Origin of the sequence: Sodalis sp. RH16, assembly GCF_047324245.1 — a bacterium.
In the GTDB taxonomy this organism is placed as follows: Bacteria; Pseudomonadota; Gammaproteobacteria; order Enterobacterales; family Enterobacteriaceae; genus Acerihabitans; species Acerihabitans ligni.
The window spans coordinates 5951155-5969970 of sequence record NZ_CP178737.1 but is presented as its reverse complement, the minus strand read 5'-3'; the positions used below and the strand labels follow the sequence as shown (position 1 = coordinate 5969970).

18 protein-coding genes are annotated in these 18816 nt (G+C 58.8%); 11 read left to right on the top strand and 7 right to left on the bottom strand.

The window, feature by feature from the left end; genetic code table 11:
* Nucleotides 1-7 precede the first annotated feature (7 nt).
* Nucleotides 8-265 carry a phosphocarrier protein Hpr gene (gene ptsH / locus ACL2XJ_RS27270; protein WP_132927032.1) on the bottom strand — a complete coding sequence of 86 codons (258 nt, stop codon included), beginning with the start codon at nucleotides 263-265 and terminating at the stop codon, nucleotides 8-10.
* 113 nt (nucleotides 266-378) lie between these two features.
* On the opposite strand from ptsH, the gene ACL2XJ_RS27265 reads away from it, so the two are divergent.
* Nucleotides 379-609 carry a hypothetical protein gene (locus ACL2XJ_RS27265; protein ID WP_413725175.1) on the top strand — a complete coding sequence of 77 codons (231 nt, stop codon included), beginning with the start codon at nucleotides 379-381 and terminating at the stop codon, nucleotides 607-609.
* 68 nt (nucleotides 610-677) lie between these two features.
* On the opposite strand, the gene cysK is transcribed toward ACL2XJ_RS27265, so the two are convergent.
* Both cysK and cysZ read right to left on the bottom strand, forming a co-directional pair.
* Entirely contained in the window at nucleotides 678-1646 is a 969-nt protein-coding gene (cysK, locus tag ACL2XJ_RS27260; protein WP_132927036.1) for a cysteine synthase A, read from the bottom strand.
* A gap of 126 nt (nucleotides 1647-1772) precedes the next feature.
* Nucleotides 1773-2534 carry a sulfate transporter CysZ gene (gene cysZ, locus ACL2XJ_RS27255; RefSeq protein WP_413725174.1) on the bottom strand — a complete coding sequence of 254 codons (762 nt, stop codon included), beginning with the start codon at nucleotides 2532-2534 and terminating at the stop codon, nucleotides 1773-1775.
* A gap of 227 nt (nucleotides 2535-2761) precedes the next feature.
* Between cysZ and zipA the strand changes: the two genes are divergently transcribed.
* The 3 genes from zipA to ACL2XJ_RS27240 all read left to right on the top strand — a co-directional run bounded on the left by zipA (nucleotide 2762) and on the right by ACL2XJ_RS27240 (nucleotide 6097).
* The gene (zipA, locus tag ACL2XJ_RS27250) at nucleotides 2762-3739 is read left to right on the top strand and encodes a cell division protein ZipA (protein WP_413725173.1); all 978 of its coding nucleotides are present in this window, start codon (nucleotides 2762-2764) and stop codon (nucleotides 3737-3739) included.
* Between the two features lie 91 nt (nucleotides 3740-3830).
* Nucleotides 3831-5861 carry an NAD-dependent DNA ligase LigA gene (ligA, locus tag ACL2XJ_RS27245; protein WP_413725172.1) on the top strand — a complete coding sequence of 677 codons (2031 nt, stop codon included), beginning with the start codon at nucleotides 3831-3833 and terminating at the stop codon, nucleotides 5859-5861.
* Between the two features lie 20 nt (nucleotides 5862-5881).
* The gene (locus ACL2XJ_RS27240; protein ID WP_132927044.1) at nucleotides 5882-6097 is read left to right on the top strand and encodes a DUF3820 family protein; all 216 of its coding nucleotides are present in this window, start codon (nucleotides 5882-5884) and stop codon (nucleotides 6095-6097) included.
* A 12-nt stretch (nucleotides 6098-6109) separates the two neighbouring features.
* Here the strand turns inward: ACL2XJ_RS27240 and ACL2XJ_RS27235 are convergent, their stop codons facing one another.
* The 4 genes from ACL2XJ_RS27235 to ACL2XJ_RS27220 all read right to left on the bottom strand — a co-directional run bounded on the left by ACL2XJ_RS27235 (nucleotide 6110) and on the right by ACL2XJ_RS27220 (nucleotide 10940).
* Complete coding sequence (locus tag ACL2XJ_RS27235; RefSeq protein WP_413726983.1) at nucleotides 6110-7042, bottom strand: putative B6 ABC transporter permease subunit 1; 933 nt, start codon at nucleotides 7040-7042, stop codon at nucleotides 6110-6112.
* Entirely contained in the window at nucleotides 7042-8139 is a 1098-nt protein-coding gene (locus ACL2XJ_RS27230) for a putative B6 ABC transporter permease subunit 2 (protein WP_413725171.1), read from the bottom strand. Before ACL2XJ_RS27230 ends, ACL2XJ_RS27235 begins: the two co-directional genes overlap by 1 nt.
* On the bottom strand, nucleotides 8136-9839 hold the full coding sequence (locus ACL2XJ_RS27225; protein ID WP_413725170.1) for a putative B6 ABC transporter ATP-binding protein: 1704 nt from the start codon (nucleotides 9837-9839) through the stop codon (nucleotides 8136-8138). Before ACL2XJ_RS27225 ends, ACL2XJ_RS27230 begins: the two co-directional genes overlap by 4 nt.
* 69 nt (nucleotides 9840-9908) lie before the next feature.
* Nucleotides 9909-10940, bottom strand: a complete 1032-nt coding sequence (locus ACL2XJ_RS27220) for a putative B6 ABC transporter substrate-binding protein (RefSeq protein ID WP_413725169.1) — start codon at nucleotides 10938-10940, stop codon at nucleotides 9909-9911.
* A 117-nt stretch (nucleotides 10941-11057) separates the two neighbouring features.
* Here ACL2XJ_RS27220 and ACL2XJ_RS27215 point away from each other — a divergent pair, with 117 nt between their 5' ends.
* The 7 genes from ACL2XJ_RS27215 (at nucleotide 11058) to ACL2XJ_RS27185 (ending at nucleotide 18796) form a co-directional block, all read left to right on the top strand.
* Entirely contained in the window at nucleotides 11058-11468 is a 411-nt protein-coding gene (locus ACL2XJ_RS27215; RefSeq protein WP_413725168.1) for a hypothetical protein, read from the top strand.
* A 508-nt stretch (nucleotides 11469-11976) separates the two neighbouring features.
* On the top strand, nucleotides 11977-13362 hold the full coding sequence (gene eat / locus ACL2XJ_RS27210; RefSeq protein WP_132927067.1) for an ethanolamine permease: 1386 nt from the start codon (nucleotides 11977-11979) through the stop codon (nucleotides 13360-13362).
* 13 nt (nucleotides 13363-13375) lie between these two features.
* Nucleotides 13376-14773 carry an ethanolamine ammonia-lyase subunit EutB gene (locus ACL2XJ_RS27205; RefSeq protein WP_413725167.1) on the top strand — a complete coding sequence of 466 codons (1398 nt, stop codon included), beginning with the start codon at nucleotides 13376-13378 and terminating at the stop codon, nucleotides 14771-14773.
* A complete protein-coding gene (gene eutC, locus ACL2XJ_RS27200) occupies nucleotides 14770-15621 on the top strand; it encodes an ethanolamine ammonia-lyase subunit EutC (protein ID WP_165934263.1) in 852 nt (283 codons plus the stop codon). Before ACL2XJ_RS27205 ends, eutC begins: the two co-directional genes overlap by 4 nt.
* 66 nt (nucleotides 15622-15687) lie before the next feature.
* Entirely contained in the window at nucleotides 15688-16416 is a 729-nt protein-coding gene (locus tag ACL2XJ_RS27195; RefSeq protein ID WP_413725166.1) for a 4'-phosphopantetheinyl transferase family protein, read from the top strand.
* 454 nt (nucleotides 16417-16870) lie between these two features.
* Nucleotides 16871-17317 (top strand): MarR family winged helix-turn-helix transcriptional regulator, encoded by a 447-nt coding sequence (locus ACL2XJ_RS27190; RefSeq protein WP_132927073.1) that lies wholly within the window; start codon nucleotides 16871-16873, stop codon nucleotides 17315-17317.
* Nucleotides 17318-17332: 15 nt separating this feature from the next.
* The gene (locus tag ACL2XJ_RS27185) at nucleotides 17333-18796 is read left to right on the top strand and encodes an efflux transporter outer membrane subunit (RefSeq protein WP_413725165.1); all 1464 of its coding nucleotides are present in this window, start codon (nucleotides 17333-17335) and stop codon (nucleotides 18794-18796) included.
* Nucleotides 18797-18816 lie beyond the last annotated feature (20 nt).

The following is an 18816-nucleotide window of genomic DNA, read 5'->3' as shown; positions in this document are numbered from 1 at the left end:
GCCGGGATTACTCAAGCTCTGCCATCAATTTAACCAGGTGTTCAACCGCTTTTTGTTCGTCTTCGCCTTCGGCGATAATGGAAACGACGGTGCCCTGAGTCAGGCCGAGGGTTTGTAATTTGAACAGGCTTTTGGCGCTGGCGCTTTTACCGTTGGAACTAACCGTGATGTCGGAAACGAAGCCTTTGGCTTCTTTTACAAATTGTGCGGCGGGGCGGGTATGAAGACCGTTAGGTGCAGTAATTGTAACTTCTTGCTGGAACATTATGTTTCCCCAACTTATTAGATGATATCAATGTTGTGGGGCTAAAGTTTAGCTTAAAGGCGGACTTTAGCCTATATGGTTAGTGCCTGAGTATGTTACAAAGGCGAAGATGTATGCGAGCAAAAAACGGTATAAAAGCATTTCTGGCTAAATCTTGTGAAGGCTTTGTTATGCCGTTACGCTACCAATCATTATGCCGTTTTTTAAGCAAAATCTATAGGGCGTTAATCGATTCAGCTACAAGAACAATTAATAGCCTGATTAATTTCATACATCGAAATAATTGTCCGCTTAAATACAAGGCAGAGCCAACAAAATCAGTTATGCAGGGGGCAAAAATATGATCCAGTCCACAAAAAAGCACCCGGACGGGTGCTTGATAGAGGTGAATTGTGGGCGAAGAGCCGTACACTTATTGCTGTAGTTCTTTTTCTGTGAACAGATCCGCAAAAAGCGCGGTGCTCAGATAACGTTCGCCGGAAGAGGGCAGGATCACCACGATGGTTTTGTTGGCGAAAGCTTCGTCTTCCTGAAGCTTGAGGGCAGCGGCCACGGCGGCGCCGGAGGAGATACCCGCCAGGATGCCTTCTTCTTCCATCAGGCGGCGCGCGGTGCTGATGGCTTCGTCGTTGGTGATTTTGACGACGCGGTCAATCAGGCTCAAATCGAGATTGTCGGGGATGAATCCGGCGCCGATGCCCTGGATTTTATGCGGACCGGGTTTGATTTCTTCCCCTGCCAGCGCCTGGCTTATCACCGGTGAATCGGTGGGCTCGACCGCCACGGAAATCACCTTTTTGCCCTTGGTGTTCTTCAGATAGCGGCTCACGCCGGTGATGGTACCGCCGGTGCCTACCCCGGCAATAAAGACATCCACGTCGCCGTCGGTGTCTTCCCAGATTTCCGGGCCGGTGGTTTGTTCATGAATGGCTGGATTGGACGGGTTACTGAACTGCTGCAGCATCAGGTAACGCTTGGGATCGGTGGCGACGATTTCTTCGGCCTTGGCAATGGCCCCTTTCATCCCTTTCGGGCCTTCGGTCAGCACCAGGTTGGCACCCAGCGCCTTGAGCAATTTACGACGTTCGATACTCATGGTTTCCGGCATGGTCAGGGTGAGTTTATAACCCCGCGCCGCCGCGACATAGGCCAGCGCAATACCGGTATTGCCGCTGGTGGGCTCAACCAGTTCCACACCCTGTTTCAGGACGCCGCGCTTTTCCGCGTCCCAGATCATGTTGGCGCCGATACGGCATTTCACGCTGAAGCTCGGATTGCGTGATTCCACTTTGGCCAGGATGCGGCCGTTGCCGATGCGGTTCAAACGTACCAGCGGGGTGTGGCCGATGGTATAGGAATTATCTTCGTAAATATTGCTCATGACCGATCCTTTACTGTTTATGCCAATCTAGGGAATGATAATCAGAGCATACCCTTTCAGGTTGATGACGGAAGTGAAAGAAAAGTATATCGATATGTTATTAAGACATAAGTTTTAAGAACAGGTTCACTGTCCCGTGGGTTTGGAGAATTCGTCACGATAGCTGTCCACCCACATGGCGGTGGCGCCGCAAACCGCCACCGGCATAATCAGCAGGTTCAGCACCGGAATCGCCGTGCAAATCCCCACCATGGCGCCGAACTGCATATTGCGGATTTTATGGCGCCGCAGCGCATGGCGCATGGCCGCGAAACCGACTTTGTGATTATCGAAAGGATAGTCGCAATATTGTATGGTCATCATCCAGGCGCCGAAAAAAAACCACAGCACCGGCGCCGCCGTCTGGCCGAAAACAGGGATAAAATGCAGAATCAGCAGTATGAGCGCCCGCGGCAGGTAATAGCGCAGCTTCAGCCATTCGCGGTGCATGACCCGGGGCAAGTCTTTGAGCAGCGCCACCACCCCGCTGTCGGGCAGTCGCCGGCCGGTCAGCCGCGCCTCCAGCTGCTCCGACAGCATGCCGCTGAACGGGGCGGCGATGGCGTTGGCCACGGTGCTGAAAAAATAGCTGAAGATCAGCACCACCGCCAGAATGGAGAGCGGCCAGATGATATAGCCCAGCCAGTGCAGCCAGGCGGGCATATGTTCCACCAATTGCGGGATCCACAGGTGCAGACGGGAATAGAGCCACCAGAAAGCGCCCCCCAGCAGCAAAATATTCACCAGCAGCGGCAGAATGACAAATCGCCTGATGCCGGGCAGGGTGATCAATCGCCATCCGCGGACAAAATAATGGAAGCCACTACGGGATTTTATGTCGTTAAGCATTTTTTTTCGCCGTTTTCTCACCGATAAAAAGAAAAATTGGTGTATGGGTTATCATGAAATTCTGCTGTTTTGGGACTTTTGTTCGAAAAAACAGCAAAAAAATGTGCTGACGCTATCTTTATTGTCAGAAAGTACCGTGCGGACTTGCACTTGTCTACGCAGGCAAATAGAGTTAAGAGAGTAAATGTTTGCCGCGTTGGCAATGAATTAGAACAACTGAGATGGCAATGATGCAGGATTTGCGTCTGATATTAATCGTTGTTGGTGCGATCGCTATCATAGCGTTGCTATTACACGGCCTGTGGACCAGCCGTAAAGAGCGCTCATCGGTTTTTCGCGATCGACCGGTTAAACGACTGAAACAAGATCGTCAGGAACAGGACGAGCCTCCGCTTGAAGAGCGTGACGAAGGTGTGGGCGAGGTTCGGGTTACCAAGCTGCGAACCGACGAACCTTCGTTTGGGCAATATGATACCCCTGAACATGATTCCAGGCCGCCGGAGGTGTTAAAAACGCCGGCGCGTTCCAGATCGGATTTCGATCCCCTGCTGGATGACGCGGCGGAAGAAGACGAAGAGCCCGCGGCCGCGCCGAGACCCCGCCATAAATCCTTTTTCGCCAAGCGCGCATCGGCCCGCGCCGAGGAGTCGGCGGCTTCGGCCCATCAGCCGGAGCTGTTCGGCGACGATGACCTCAGGCATGTCCCCACGTCGTCGGCATCGGTCCCCGCCGGGGAAGAGCGCCGTTCGCCGCAGGAGCCGGCGGAACCGGTTAAACGCAAAGAGACGGTGCTGGTGCTGCATGTCGCCGCCCACAACGGCACGCTCATAGGCGGCGAGGAGCTGCTGCAAAGCATCTTGCAGTCGGGATTGCAGTTCGGTGAAATGAATATTTTCCACCGCCACCTCAATCCGGCGGGCAGCGGCCCGGTACTGTTCAGCCTGGCGAATATGGTGAAACCGGGGTCTTTCGATCCGGAAGGAATGGGCTCCTTCACCACTCCCGGCGTGTCGATGTTCATGATGGTGCCTTCCTACGGCGACGCTAATCAGAACTTTAAACTCATGCTGCAATCGGCGCAGCGTATCGCCGATGATTGCGGCGGCGTGGTGCTGGATGATGAGCGCCGCATGCTTACGCCGCAGAAGCTGGATACGTACAAAGCGCGGATCCGCGAGGTGCTTGAGGTGAAGAACGGCGCCTGAGGTGACGAGGTTTTCGTGCCGGTTTTTACGTTTTAACGATTCGGTCATAATAACCCCCGCTTGCGGGGGTTTTTTTCGCTGACGGTGAGCTATGGAACAGATCGACCAAAAAATCAACGCGCTGCGCGCCCAGCTGCGTCATCATGAATATCAGTACCATGTCCTGGATGCGCCGGAAGTGCCGGATGCGGAATACGATCGGTTGATGGCGGAATTACGCGAGCTTGAAACCCAGCATCCGGAGTTGCTCACTGCCGATTCCCCCACTCAGCGGGTCGGCGGAGCGCCGCTTACCGCTTTCAGCCAGGTCCGCCATGAAGTGCCGATGCTCTCCCTGGATAATGTGTTCGACGAAGAGAGCTTTCTGGCCTTTAACAAACGGGTGATGGATCGCCTGAGAAGCGACGACGACCTGACGTTTTGCTGTGAACTGAAACTGGACGGCCTGGCGGTGAGCCTGCTGTATGAAAACGGTGAGCTGGTACGCGCCGCAACGCGGGGCGATGGCACCACCGGCGAGAATATCACCTCCAACGTCCGCACTATCCGCACCATCCCGCTGCGTTTGCGAGACGGCAACGGAGCCATTCCCCGCCGCCTGGAAATCCGCGGTGAAGTGTTCATGTCCGAAGACGGTTTTCGTAAGCTCAATGAGACCGCCGCTCGGGAGGGGGGAAAAGTCTTCGCCAACCCCCGTAACGCCGCCGCCGGTTCCCTGCGACAGCTTGATCCGTCCATTACCGCTAAACGCCCGCTGACATTTTTCTGTTATGGCGTCGGCCTGCTTGAAGAGGGCGAACTGCCGGGCAGCCACTGGGAGCGTTTGCAGCTGTTCAAGACCTGGGGCGTGCCGGTGAGCAATCGTATCGAGCGCTGCACCGGCAGCGGGCAGGTACTGGATTTCTATCGCCGGATCCAGGCAGAACGGTCGTCGCTGGGTTTTGATATCGATGGCGTGGTGATTAAAGTGGATTCCATGGCCCTGCAGCAGCGCCTGGGGTTCGTCGCCCGCGCGCCGCGCTGGGCCATCGCCTATAAATTCCCGGCCCAGGAGCAAATGACCCGGGTGCGGGATGTGGAGTTCCAGGTGGGCCGTACCGGCGCCATCACGCCGGTGGCCCGTCTGGAGCCGGTGCTGGTGTCCGGGGCCATGGTCAGCAACGCCACCCTGCATAACGCCGATGAAATCGAGCGCTTGGGGGTACGTATCGGCGATACCGTGATAATCCGCCGCGCCGGGGACGTTATTCCGCAGGTGGTGGGTGTGGTGCTGGACCGGCGGCCGGCGGATGCCCGGCCGGTGGTATTCCCCACCCACTGCCCGGTGTGCGGCTCAGACGTGGAACGGGTGGAGGGGGAAGCGGCGGCGCGCTGTACCGCCGGCCTGGTCTGCGGGGCCCAGCGTAAAGAGTCGCTGAAGCATTTTGTTTCACGCCGGGCCCTTGATGTGGACGGTATGGGGGATAAAATCATCGATCAGCTGGTGGAGCGCGAACTGGTAAAAACCCCCGCCGATCTGTTCCGTCTTGGCAAAGAGAGCCTGGCGCGCCTGGAACGCATGGGTCCCAAGTCGGCGCAAAATCTGGTGGAAGCCCTGGAAACCGCAAAACAGACCACTTTTGCCCGTTTCCTTTACGCGCTGGGGATTCGCGAAGTAGGGGAAGCCACGGCGGTAAGCCTGGCGGCGGAGTTTAAAACCCTGGACGCACTGTATGCCGCTGACATCGAAGACCTGGTGGCGGTGCAGGATATCGGCCCGATAGTGGCGGCTCATGTGCGTAATTTCTTTGAAGAGCAGCATAATCTGGACGTTATCGCCGAGCTTATCGGGCCGGAGATCGGCATTCACTGGCCGGCGCCGGTGATGGCCCCCGCGGCCGGGGACATCGACCATCCTTTTGCCGGCAAAACCGTGGTATTGACCGGATCGCTATCCGGCCTGTCGCGGGATGAGGCCAAGGATCGCCTGGTGGCCCTGGGGGCGAAGGTCAGCGGCAGCGTCTCGGCGAAAACCGATCTGGTGATTGCCGGGGAAGCGGCCGGCTCCAAGCTGACCAAGGCCCAGCAGTTGAATATCAAGGTTATCGATGAAGCGGAAATGATGCGCCTGTTGGGTGAATAACGCGGTGCCGGGAGGGGAAAATGGAAAAAGAAGATCTGGTCGCCATTGCCAATACCGAAATGCCCTTCGGTAAATACCAGGGCCGGGCGCTTATCGATTTGCCCGAGCCGTACCTGCTTTGGTTTGCCCGGCAGGGTGAGTTCCCCGCCGGCCGGCTGGGTGAGCTGATGTCCATCACCCTGGCGATTAAAATCGAGGGGCTGGAGGGTCTTATCAAGCCGTTAAAACGGAAATAGCAACGGAAAGCCTCAGCGGGAACCCCGGACATAGGGAGTACCCAGCGCGCTGGGCAGATTGGCCCGTCGTCCGAAGATTAACAGTACCAGCATCACCGCAATAAACGGCAGCATCTGGAGGACATCGGTGGGCACCGCCACCCCCAGGACCTGCAGCGCGGTGGTGAGGGATAAACAGGCGCCGAATAATAATGCCCCCCCCAGCACCCATAACGGCCTGCCGCGCGCCAGCATCGCCAGCACGATGGCGATAAACCCGTTGCCCTGCGTCATGTAAGGCACAAATATTCCCGCCCCGATTTGCGACATAAACGCGCCGCCCGCGCCCGCCAGCAGGCCGGTGGTGAGCACCGCCAGCGTGCGGATCCATAGCACATCCACCCCGGCGGCATCCAGGGCGACGGGTTTTTCGCCGGCGGCCTGCAGGGACAATCCCAGGTTGGTATAACGGTAGATCAGGGCGAACAGCGCCACGGCGGCGATGGCCAGGTAGACAATGGGCGACTGATTGAAGAGTATCCGGCCGATAAAGGGAATATGGGATAGTAGGGGCAGGGGCAGGGTATCGACGCTTCCCAGCCGCGGATAGGTGCGGCTGAACTGGATATATTGCAGCAGGGCCGTGGCCCCTTCGGCTCCCAGGGTGAGGGCGATGCCGATCACGATCTGATTAAGGCGCAGCCAGACGCAGCACAGGGACATCAACGCGGCGACGCCCATACCGCCCAGGGCGCCCGCCAGCAGACCCAGGCTCATGGACTGGGTATGCCAGGCAATATAAAAGCCCAGGTACGCGCCGGTGAGCATCATGCCTTCCAGACCGATATTCAGCACCCCGGCCTTTTCGGACAATTGTTCTCCCAGGCCCGCCAGCAGCAGCGGCACGCCGGCGACAATCGCCCCCAGCAGCAATGAACTCAAAAACCCCTGGCCCAATAAATCCATCACTCGCTCCCTCCCCGATCGCGCCGCCGTTGCGCCGCCATGTCCGACAGCGCGATCACCAACAGCAGGATGGCCACCGTCACCAGGGTAAAATGGTTGGGTACGCCCATCCTGCGGGCCGCGCTCTCGCTGCCGATAGACAGCACCGAAAAAATAAAGACAAATGCGATGGTGCCGTAGCCGTTGAACCGGGCCAGGAATACCAGCGGCACCACCACCAGGCTGTAGGCCGGGTTCCAGTCTGCCCGCACATTGCCCTCGATGCCCAGCACTTCCACCGCGCCCGCCAGGCCGGCCAGCGCGCTTGACAGGGCGAATACCGCTACGGTCAGAAGCCCCAGCGGCAAACCCGCATGGATCGCCGCCCGTGGGTTGGCGCCGATGGTGCGTAGCTGTAAACCGAATGCCGTTCGCGTCATCAGGGCATGCACCGCGATAACCGCCGCCAGGCCGATGAGCAGACCGCTGGAAATATTCGTGCCGAATAAAGACGGTAGCCGGTGCTCATAGGGCAGGGTTCGGGTCTCCGGCACCGTGGTGCCGGCATCGAAAAACACCAGTTTCACCAGCACGTTCGCCAGGGAAACGCCTAAAAATGACATCATTAGGCTGGTGATGATTTCGTTAATATCCTGCCAGGCTTTGAGCATGGCGGGCAATAACGACCACAGCGCCCCCATCACCGCTCCTACCGCCAGCCCCGTTGTCAATGTCAGCCAGACCGGCGAGCCGAGGCTATCAAGAGGCGCCGCCAGCGCCGAGGCCAGAACCGCTCCCAATAAAAACTGCCCGTCGCCGCCGAGGTTCCACAATCCGGCGCGAAACGCGACAATCAGGCTGGCGCCGATCAGCAGCAGCGGCCCCATGCGGGTCAGCGTGGCCTGGAATCCCACCGGCGTCAGCAGCCCTTTGCGCAGGATAAAACCATAATACTCCAGGGGATTGACGCCCATGAGCAGCAGCAGGCCGCCGGTGATCAGCAGGGCGATAATGACCGGTCCCACAGACCAGCCGACCTGGGCCAAGACATTTTTCAACCGGGCCAGCGCCGGCCCGCGGCGGGACAGCGCACGAGCACCTTCGGATTGGCCGCTCATAGCGTTATTCCGCTCATCAGTTCGCCGATTTGGCTGCGGGCGCGGGGTCCCTTGGCCACCATGCCGACAATTCTGCCGCCGGACATCACCCCGATGCGGTCCGCCAGCCCCAGTAACTCATCCATATCGGTGGAGATCAGAATGACCGCCATGCCGGCGCGGGCCGACCGGCGTATCCGCTCGCGGACCGCCGTCATATTCCGTACGTCCAGTCCGTGGGTGGGTTTGGCAAATATTACCATCCGGGCCGGGCCGCCGAGTTCCCGGGCCAGCAGCGCTTTCTGAATATTTCCGCCTGATAATTTGCCGATGGGGGTATCAACTTCCGGGGTGCGGATATCATATTCGGCGATACGCTCACGAGCATGGCGGGCTATGTCCTCCGGCTGTTCAATGCCCCGTCGCCAGAAAGGCGCTTCGCCTATTTGTTTCAACAGCAGGTTGATAGACACCGGGAACCCCCCCACGGTGCCTTCACCCAGCCGATCGTCGGTGACATATCGCAGGCCGAGCTTGCGCCGCTGGCCGATGCTTAGCTGTTCAATGGCTTCCCCCGCCAGCAAAATCCGGCCGCCGGCCAGGGGGCGCTGACCCGCCAGCGCCTCCGCCAGCTGTTTTTGTCCGTTGCCGTCAATACCGGCAATGCCGACGATTTCCCCGGCGGACACCTCAAGATTAATGTCCCTCAGGGGAACCAACGCATCGTTCACCGCCAGTGCCTGGACTGCAAGCACCGGCCCGGCGGCGACATGGACGTCGAATGTGTCCTTGGTATCGGCATTTTTCCCGGCGCGCGCGTCGTAAGCGGTATCATCGTTCCCGATGGCCGCGAGGCGGCTTGCAGCAGTCGGCATCTCATTTGCCGAGGAGCCGTCAAGGATTGCACCGTTCCCGGTACTCGTGGGAGAACCAACAGGGGTAGTGTCGCCGTCATCGGCGGATAAATTGAACATCAGTTGCATCACTTCGCGAGTGGCCTGTTCCGTGGTCAGGGTTTTCAGGCGTTGCGGGTTGATTTCACCCACCTTGCGTCCCCGGCGCAATACCGAGATTCTGTCGCCCCAGGCCAGGGCTTCGTTGAGTTTGTGGGTAATAAATACCACCGCCATTCCCTGCGCCACCAGCCGCCGCATCAATTGACCCAATTCATCGGCGTTGTTCGGCGTCAGCATGGCGGTGGCTTCATCCAATATAAGCACCCGGCTGCCGCGCAACAGGGAGCGGACGATCTCCGCCTGCTGCTGCTCTCCCAGGGACAGCGACCCCGCCAGGGCGAACGGATTTACCCGCACCCCGATATCCCGGGCAATCTGTCCGACCCGCTCGGCGTAAAAACGGCGGGCCGGCCGCCGCCACCAGGGATCTCCCAGGGCGATATTATCCACCACGCTCAGACCGGGCACCATCATGGCATGCTGGAATACCGTGCCGATCCCCAACGCCAGCGCCCGCCGCGGCGAGTATAGAACCTCTCCCCGGCCATTAACGGCGATTTCACCCTCATCCGGCCGCTGCAAACCGGCCAGCATCGCCACCAGGGTGGATTTACCGGCGCCGTTTTCTCCCAACAATACGTGAACCTCTCCGGCCCACAGCGTCAAATCGATATGGTCATTGGCGACAATACCCGGGAAACGTTTGGTGAGCCCATTGACGGTGACGACGGGAGATGCCGCTGCGGGCAGATTCTGGCTCATCATGTTCTCTTCTTGTGAAATGGCCGGAGCGTTACGGATGGGCAAGACTCCGGCGAGGCGACAGCAACAGGGCTATTCGCTTTTTGCCGCCAGCAGGTCGTGTAGCGTTTTAGCGTCGTAATCCGCCGGCACGGTGATTTTCCCGCTGATTATCTCGTCGCGCACCTGATTGACGCTTTGCCAGATGTCCTCGGGGATATGTTTGGTTTTCAACAGACTGATAGAGCCGTCCGCCAGGGAGGTTTTATAGTTGTGCGTGCCGAATTTATCCTGCTTGAGGTCTTCAATCATGGCGGTGAAGACCGGCGTTAAATTCCATAATACCGAACTGAGCAGATTGCCTTTATCAATGCTGGATTTATCGCCCACCACATCGATGAAATAGACTTTACCGCCGTCCAGAGCCGGGGTGGTTTCCACCGCTTGCAGCATGCCGAAGCTCGAACCGTTGCCTTGGCCGAAGATGATATCCGCTCCGGCGGCAATAACCGATGCCGTAACCCGCTTGCCGCCGGCGGCATCGCTGTAGGCTGCCGGGCCGATGACCGCATAGCGGATTTTGATGTCTTTCCTGGCCGCACGGGCCCCCAGGATAAACGCCGTGGCCTGAGCGTTCCAGGCGGGCGGTTCGCCGGACACCACGATGCCGACAATGCCGCTGCGGGACATTTTAGCCGCCAGGGTGCCGGCCAGATAGGCTCCTTCCTGCCCGCTGACGGTATAGTCCGCCACTTTGCCGGCTTTCAGGGACGACGGGCTGTCGGTCACCGCCACCGCAATCTTGGTTTGCGCCGCGATTTCCGGCGCCGCCTGGTTGTAGCCGCTGGCATGGGCGATAATCAACTGCGCCCCGTCATCCGCCAAATCGCGCAGAGTGGGCCGCACATCGCCGTAACCGAGATTCTCCGCCACCTGGACTTTTACGCCCTCTTTGGCGCCCGCCGCCTTGGCGGCGGCGATCCCCTGCTGATTCCAGCCGAAATCGGTGCCGGGTTCGGGGGTTAATATCGCAATGGAACTGATTTGCGCAGCGAACGTCGCCGGACACCCCGCTATCATGGCCGACGCCAGGGTTGCATATGTTAACCACCTCTTCACCATCATGCTTTTTCCTTAATAAATAATATGATTGACAACGCAGCGAATACGCTCTTTCCTGTTGCTTTCCGTCCGGCAGACCAGTTCTTACACGAGGATGCAATGAAATCAAAGGGGCTAGTATTGTCCTGTTTTTTATTTTTCACCACCGCAATCTATGCCGGTGAACCGGCTGAAAGCCAGCGCGGCGCCCAGGGCCTGCTGCCTTTTTCACTTACCGTCGGCAATGGCGGCACATCCCCCTTGGATTGCCAGGCCACCACCGCCCACTGGTATTCCCTGGATCTGGGCCGGGTGGCGGCCGGCAAAAAAATCTCCGCGCCGCTATGGAAAAATCTCGCCAGCGGCGAAGTGATTATCCTTAACGAGTATCAGGACCGGATGCCGGTGCAGCGCATCTGGTGCGGCGCCGAAGGTCAATCCTGGCAAACCCGCAGCGAGGTTATCCTGCCCACCGGGCGGGGAGAACGTCCGCAATCGATTGCCCTCACCTGTGCAAGCCTTGCCGGATCTGTGGCCTGCCGGCCGGATTAAGGGGGATGTCCACACCGTTCAGCGCGCAATATCATGCGCTTTCGGGGAACAGGATGAAAGTAGGGCGGGGGAGTAAATATTTTGCGCCGCCGGTGGGCGGTTGTACCGCCCAGGATTGGCGAAAGCGGATGCGAACTGGATCGATCTTTACTACAGCCCGTACCGCAACGTCAGCCGCAAGAACATCAAGAATTTCGATCAAAATCCCCTGGGCCGTTTCACCCTGGAAGATACCGAAAAACTGTATTCGGCAAGGGGGAACCATGCTGTTCCCCCGCGTGGCGACGGTCGTCTTTGCTTTGCGTGCACCGCCGCAGGCCATTGACGCTGGTTAAGGGTAAAATGACGCACCGGAACAGGGCGGTCTTGTTATCGCCCGACGGTCAAAACGGCGCAGTATGCTATTATCATATTGAAAATTCTATTAAATCAGCCGGTTGTCTTATCATTGCCTAAATTGGTATGACCTTTGCAATTTACAAATACTTACGTATCAAAGGACATCGCCATGGAAAACAACAAAACGGTACCCGGTCTGAAACGCACGCTTGGGAGTTTTCATCTCTGGGGTATCGCGGTCGGTCTGGTTATTTCCGGTGAGTATTTCGGCTGGAGCTATGGCTGGGCCCAGGCGGGGACGCTGGGGTTCCTGATTACCGCCCTGGCCATCGCCGCCATGTACTGCGCCTTTATTTTCAGTTTCACCGAATTGACCACCTCCATTCCCCACGCCGGCGGTCCTTTCGCGTATGCCCACCGTGCCTTCGGCCCCACCGGCGGCTTTATCGCCGGCTTCGCCACCCTGGTGGAATTCGTTTTCGCCCCGCCGGCCATCGCCATGGCCATCGGCGCCTATCTCAACGTCCAGTTTCCGGCGGTGGAGCCCAAATGGGTGGCGGTGGGGGCCTACGTTGTGTTCATGATACTCAATATACTCGGCGTCGGTATCGCCGCCGCCTTTGAGCTGCTGGTCACGTTGCTGGCCATATTCGAACTGCTGGTCTTTATGGGCGTCGTGGCGCCGGGATTCGATTTTGCCAATTTTACCCGCGGCGGCTGGGCCGGCGCGGAACACTTCAGCGTCGGCGCGATTTCCGGTATTTTCGCCGCCATTCCCTTTGCCATCTGGTTCTTTTTAGCCATAGAGGGGGCGTCCATGGCGGCGGAGGAAGCGAAAGACCCCCAGCGCACCATTCCAAGGGCATTTATCGGCGGTATTTTAACCCTGACGGTGCTGGCTCTTGGCGTTATGATCTTTGCCGGCGGCGTCGGCGACTGGACCAAGCTTGCCGACATCAACGACCCGCTGCCCCAGGCGATGAAAATCATTGTCGGCGGCAGCAGCGGCTGGCTGCATATGCTGGTGTGGCTGGGATTGTTCGGTCTTATCGCGTCATTTCACGGTATCATCATGGGCTATTCGCGGCAGATCTTTGCCCTGGCGCGCGCCGGTTATCTGCCAAAACCCCTCTCCAGGGTTAACCGCCGGTTCCGCACGCCCCATTGGGGCATTATCGCCGGCGGCGTGGTGGGTATCGCGGCAATATTTTCCGATTCGCTGATTATTATCGGCGGCCAGCCCCTGACGGCAAACATCGTCACCATGTCGGTATTCGGTGCTATTGTGATGTACATTATCTCCATGGCGTCGCTATTCAGGCTGCGCCGTCTGGAACCGCGGCTGACCCGGCCGTTCCGGGCGCCCATGTACCCCCTGGCGCCGGCGTTCGCGCTGGTGATGGCGGTCATCTGCCTGGTGGCCATGATTTATTATAACCAGCTCTTGTTCATGATTTTCGCCGTCATGATGCTGCTGGGTTATGCTTATTTCCGCCTGACCCGCCACGCCCGCGACCGGGCGGCGCCGGATGCACAGTTGACGTTAACGGAGTAATCCGGGAGGAGCGATGTTTCAAGCCACATTAGGCCATCGTCATTATCGTTTCGCCGATTTACGGGACCTGATGGCCAAGGCGTCGCCGCCGCGCTCCGGCGATTATCTGGCGGAGATTGCCGCCGCCAGCGCCGAAGAGCGTATGGCGGCGCGTATTGCGCTGGCGGATTTGCCGCTGCGCGTTTTTTTGCAGCAACCCCTGATCCCCTATGAAGAGGATGAGGTCACGCGCCTGATTATCGACAGCCATGACGAGGAAGCGTTCGCCCCGGTTTCCCATCTGACGGTGGGGGATTTTCGCGACTGGCTGCTTTCCGAGCGCACCGACAGCGCCCGCCTGGCCTATGTGGCGCCCGGCATAACGCCGGAAATGGCGGCGGCGGTGAGCAAAATCATGCGCAACCAGGATTTGATTCTGGTGGCGAAAAAATGCCGGGTGATCACCCGCTTTCGCAATACCATCGGTCTACCCGGCCATATGAGCGTGCGGCTGCAGCCCAACCATCCCACCGACGACCTGAAAGGGATCGCCGCCAGCATGCTGGACGGTTTGCTGTATGGCTGCGGCGACGCGGTAATCGGTATCAACCCGGCCAGCGACAGCCTGCCGCTGCTGGAAAAACTCAACTATATGCTCGACGATGTTATCAGCCACTTCGCCATTCCCACCCAGTCATGCGTATTGACCCATGTCACCAATACCATCAAGCTGATTGAGCGCGGGGCGCCGGTGGATCTGGTCTTCCAGTCCATTGCCGGAACCGAGGCGGCCAACGCCGGCTTCGGTATCAACCTCGCACTGCTGGAGGAGGCCAGGCAGGCGGCGTTAAGCCTGCGGCGCGGCACCCTGGGTGATAACGTCATGTATTTCGAGACCGGGCAGGGCAGCTGCCTGTCCGCCAATGCCCATCACGGCGTCGATCAGCAGACCTGCGAAGCACGGGCCTACGCCATCGCCCGGCGCTTCAAGCCGCTGCTGATCAATACCGTGGTGGGATTTATCGGGCCGGAATACCTCTATGACGGCAAGCAGATCATCCGCGCCGGGCTGGAAGATCACTTCTGCGGTAAACTGCTGGGGGTTCCCCTCGGGTGCGACGTCTGTTACACCAACCATGCCGAAGCCGATCAGGATGATATGGATACCTTACTGACGCTGCTGGGGGCCGCCGGGCTGACCTTTTTAATCGGCGTGCCGGGGGCGGACGATATTATGCTCAACTACCAGAGCACGTCGTTTCACGATGCGCTGTATATACGTGAACTGCTCGGACTCAAGCACGCGCCGGAATTTTCCGACTGGCTAAAACGCATGCAAATCATCGATGCCGACGGGCGGCTGCGCGATACCGGCAGCCGGCATCCGCTATTGCAGCATTTACCCCATCTGGGCGGCGGGAGTGAGCTATGAGTAAAATCGATCCGCCCTTGGCCGGCAAATTTCCGGTGGGTAATGTGATTCACGATAATCCATGGGAAAGCCTGCGGGAATTCACCGCGGCCCGTATCGCCCTGGGCCGCGCCGGCGCCAGCCTGCCGACGCGGGAAGTACTGAAGTTCGGCCTGGCCCATGCCCAGGCCCGCGATGCGGTGCACCAGCCCTTCGACAGCGAGGCGCTGGCGGCCCGGTTGGCGGCGGACGGCCTGACTACCCTGACGGTACACAGCGCGGCCGCCAGCCGGGAGACTTTTTTATGCCGGCCCGATCTCGGCCGCAGGCTGGGCGATGACAGTCGGCGAATGCTGCTGGAATATCCTGATAAAGAGGCCGACCTGCTGCTGGTGGTGGGGGACGGCCTATCTTCCAAGGCCGTTCACCGGCAGGCGGTGCCGTTTATCCGGGCATTGCTGCCCTATCTGGCTGTCCTCGGCCTCAAGCCGGCGCCGGTGGTGCTGGCGCATCAATCGCGGGTGGCATTGGGGGATGACATCGGCGAGTGCCTCCGGGCCAAAACGGTGGCGATACTTATCGGCGAACGCCCCGGCCTGTCCTCGCCGGACAGCCTGGGGATCTATTTTACCTGGGGACCGAATACCCGGCGCCTGGAATCGGAGCGCAACTGTATTTCCAATATCCGGCCCGAGGGGTTGGATTATCCCCAGGCGGCCTTTAAGCTGGCGTGGCTGCTGGAGCAGTCCCTGCATCGTCGTTTATCGGGCATCGGGCTTAAGGATGAAAGCGACAACCCGGCGCTATACGGTGTGGTCAAACCGCTGTTCGGCCAGGAGGAACCGCATCTTCCGCCGGCGAAATTGTGATGATGGATCAAGATGACAGATATACTGGTGAATATCTCCAGGTGATTTTGAGGACGTTTTTATTTTATGGTTCTTCCTGCGCCGTATATCCTGTCTCTGGCCGAAGGCTTGCCGTTCGGTCCTGCCGATCTTGTCGATCCGGCGTTGCATCTGAGCATCTGGCACTGCCGGTTCGATACCCTGAGCTATCGGGATGCCGATTACGGCCTGCATGACATTCCGCTGCCGCCTTCCATCGCCGGCGCGGCGCGCAAACGCCGGTCCGAGTATCTGGCCGGACGGATCGTTGCCGCGCGGGTGCTGCGTGGATTGGGGGCCGGTTCATTCCCGCTGCTGGCCGGGACAGATCGTGCCCCCTGCTGGCCCGAATCGATACAAGGCTCCTTGTCTCACGATGAAACCCTTGCGGTGTGTATCGGCCGATTGCTCCCACAGCAAGGGTGGGCCGGGGTGGGTATTGACGTGGAGACCATGATTGCCGACGCACGGACGCCGACCCTGTGGCCCGGCATCATCGCCGCCGGGGAGCGCGAACTGCTGGACAGCGCGTCGCTGCCCTTTACCGCTGGCCTGACGCTGGCCTTTTCCGCCAAAGAGAGCCTGTTTAAGGCGCTTTATCCGCACGTCAAACGCTATTTCGACTTTCTGGATGCCAGGGTTATCCAACTGACCGATCGGCGAATCAGCCTTGAACTGACCACAGAGCTGGCGCCGCATCTGCCGGCGGGGATGCGTTTTGACTGCGCTTATGCCCTCTCCCCGCAAGAGGTGTTGACCCTGCTGACGGTGGGCTGAGATTGATTTTCCCGCTTTTGCTCAATTTTTTTCCGCGGACGCCGATATAAAGGCCATTGCTGTGCCGGCGCGCCCGCCGTTTGGGTATACCATTGCTTATTCTTTCGCCGGCGGGAGGGAATAATTGATTATTCATGCTTTTCTTAGGGTAGCCTCTGCCCGTTTGCGTTGCCGGGTCGCCGTCGAATAAGGGATAATCAGCGGGTCAGGCTATCTCAGTCCCGCCGTCATGACCGTCAGCGTCGTGACGTTGAACTGTTTTGTTACCGGTGCCGCGACGCCGGAATAAAAAGTCTCAAAGCCCGCAGCGACTGGGCTGAAAGGTAATCTACGCCGAAAACCGGCACCGTTTTCAACGCACGCTAAAATACATTTTGTTACAAAACTGACTGTTGTTTACCTCTGCACCAGGCGGTATAGTTGCCAGCCTAATAGTTGCCTAGGCATAGATTTCATGAGTCACTTTACCTCAGATGATGTTGATACCGTTTATACCTGGGGAAGAAACATCAACCGGTTGAATTGTGCTAAAGACCGGTTTCTAGAACGATACCTGGCGCCCTACGAAATTACCGCGGCGCAATTCAAAGTTATGCTGCTGATGAATCAGAAAAGGGCCAGTACGTCGGCGGAACTCTGCCGTTGCATATCGTTGGACAGCGGCGCCATGTCGCGCATGCTCGATCGCCTTGAAAATAAAAACATGATTATGCGCGTACGCAGCACCGCCGACCGTCGCCAGCACCACTTGGCCTTGACCGAAAAAGGGCAATTGTTCTGCCAGGAAATCGGCGGGATTGCCGTCAAAGCCTTTAATGATTTGTTAGCTCCGTTGACGCCCGCCGAACTCAATGAATTTGATCGCCTGCTGAAAAAGCTGGCGGTTCTTGCCGATAGTTAAGGAGTAAATTTCACCATGCCGTTGCGCATTCGTTTATTACCGCTGCTCTGTTCATTCGTTCTGGCGGGGTGTGCTTTGCCTAATGGTTTACATACCGAAGGCCGTACGCTGGACGTCTCGACGTTACAAAGCGATCGTACCCTGTCGGCGATCCCGCACTCCACCGCGGCCTGGCCTGCGGCGGACTGGTGGAACAGCCTCGGCGACCCGCAGCTTGCCATACTGGTTCAGCAGGCGTTGCAATCCAGCCCCGATATGCAGGTGGCCGATGCCCGCGCCCGCCAGGCCAGCGCCGCGGTCATGTCGGCGCAGGCCGACCGCATGCCGACCCTGGACGCCAGCGGCGGCATTACCCGTGAGCGGCTGTCCGAGGTGCAAGACCCGCAGGGTAAAGGGAAAGAGTATTTCACCGAGCGGGATCTGTCGGCGCAGTTCAATTATACCTTTGATCTGTGGGGCGGCCAGCGTGCCGCCTGGGAAGCCGCCGTCGGCCGCGCCAACGCCAGCGAGGTGGACAGACAGTCCGCGCGCCTTACCCTCTCCGCCGATGTCGCCCGCGCCTACAATACCCTCGGCCAGGCCTATGTGATGGAAGATTTGGCGAAACAGGATCTTGCGCGTACCCATACCATGCTGGATCTGGCGTCCAAACGGTATACCGCCGGACTGGACAGTAAATTCCAATATCAGCAAACCGAAAGCCTGGAAGCCTCGGCGGAATCCACCTTGACCGACGCCCAGCAGCAGGTGCGCGCGGCCGGCATCCGCCTGGCGGTGTTGCTTGGACAGGGACCGGACCGGGCAATGAATATACCCCGTCCGCATCTGATTGCTCCGGCGGCGGTAACCCTGCCGGCCCGGCTTCCGGCGGAACTGTTAGGCCGCCGGCCCGATCTGGTGGCGGCCCGCTGGCGGGTAGAAGCGGCAACCAAAGACATCAAGGTCAGCCGTACCGCCTTCTATCCCAATCTTAATCTGACCGCGGCGGCGGGTGCCCAATCGCTGCTGGGAGATGCCTTCTTCGGCGCTCCAAGCCGCTATTTCAGCGTCGGGCCGGCCATATCCCTGCCTATCTTTGACGGCGGTCGCCTGCGGGCGAATCTGGCCGGCAGCAACGCCGATTACGATCTGGCGGTGGCGCAATACAACCAGTCGCTGGTGAATGCGCTGGGGGACATCGGCGACACCATTACCCGCCTGAGTTCGTTAGCGGTTCAGATCCAACAGCAGCAGCGCGCCTGCGATATCGCCAATGACTCATGGAAAAACGCTATGGAGCGCTATAGCGCCGGGGTCGGCAATTATCTCGATGCGTTGAGCGTGCAGCAACAGCTCATCCAGGCCCAGCGTCAACTGGCCAGTTTGAATGCCGAACGTACCGATACCGCTATCCTGTTGATGCAGGCGCTGGGTGGTGGTTTCAACTCTTCCGTTCCATCGACCGCCGCGCAAACCGTGGCCGTAAATCAAGCACACTGAGAATAATTTTTATGGCTGAG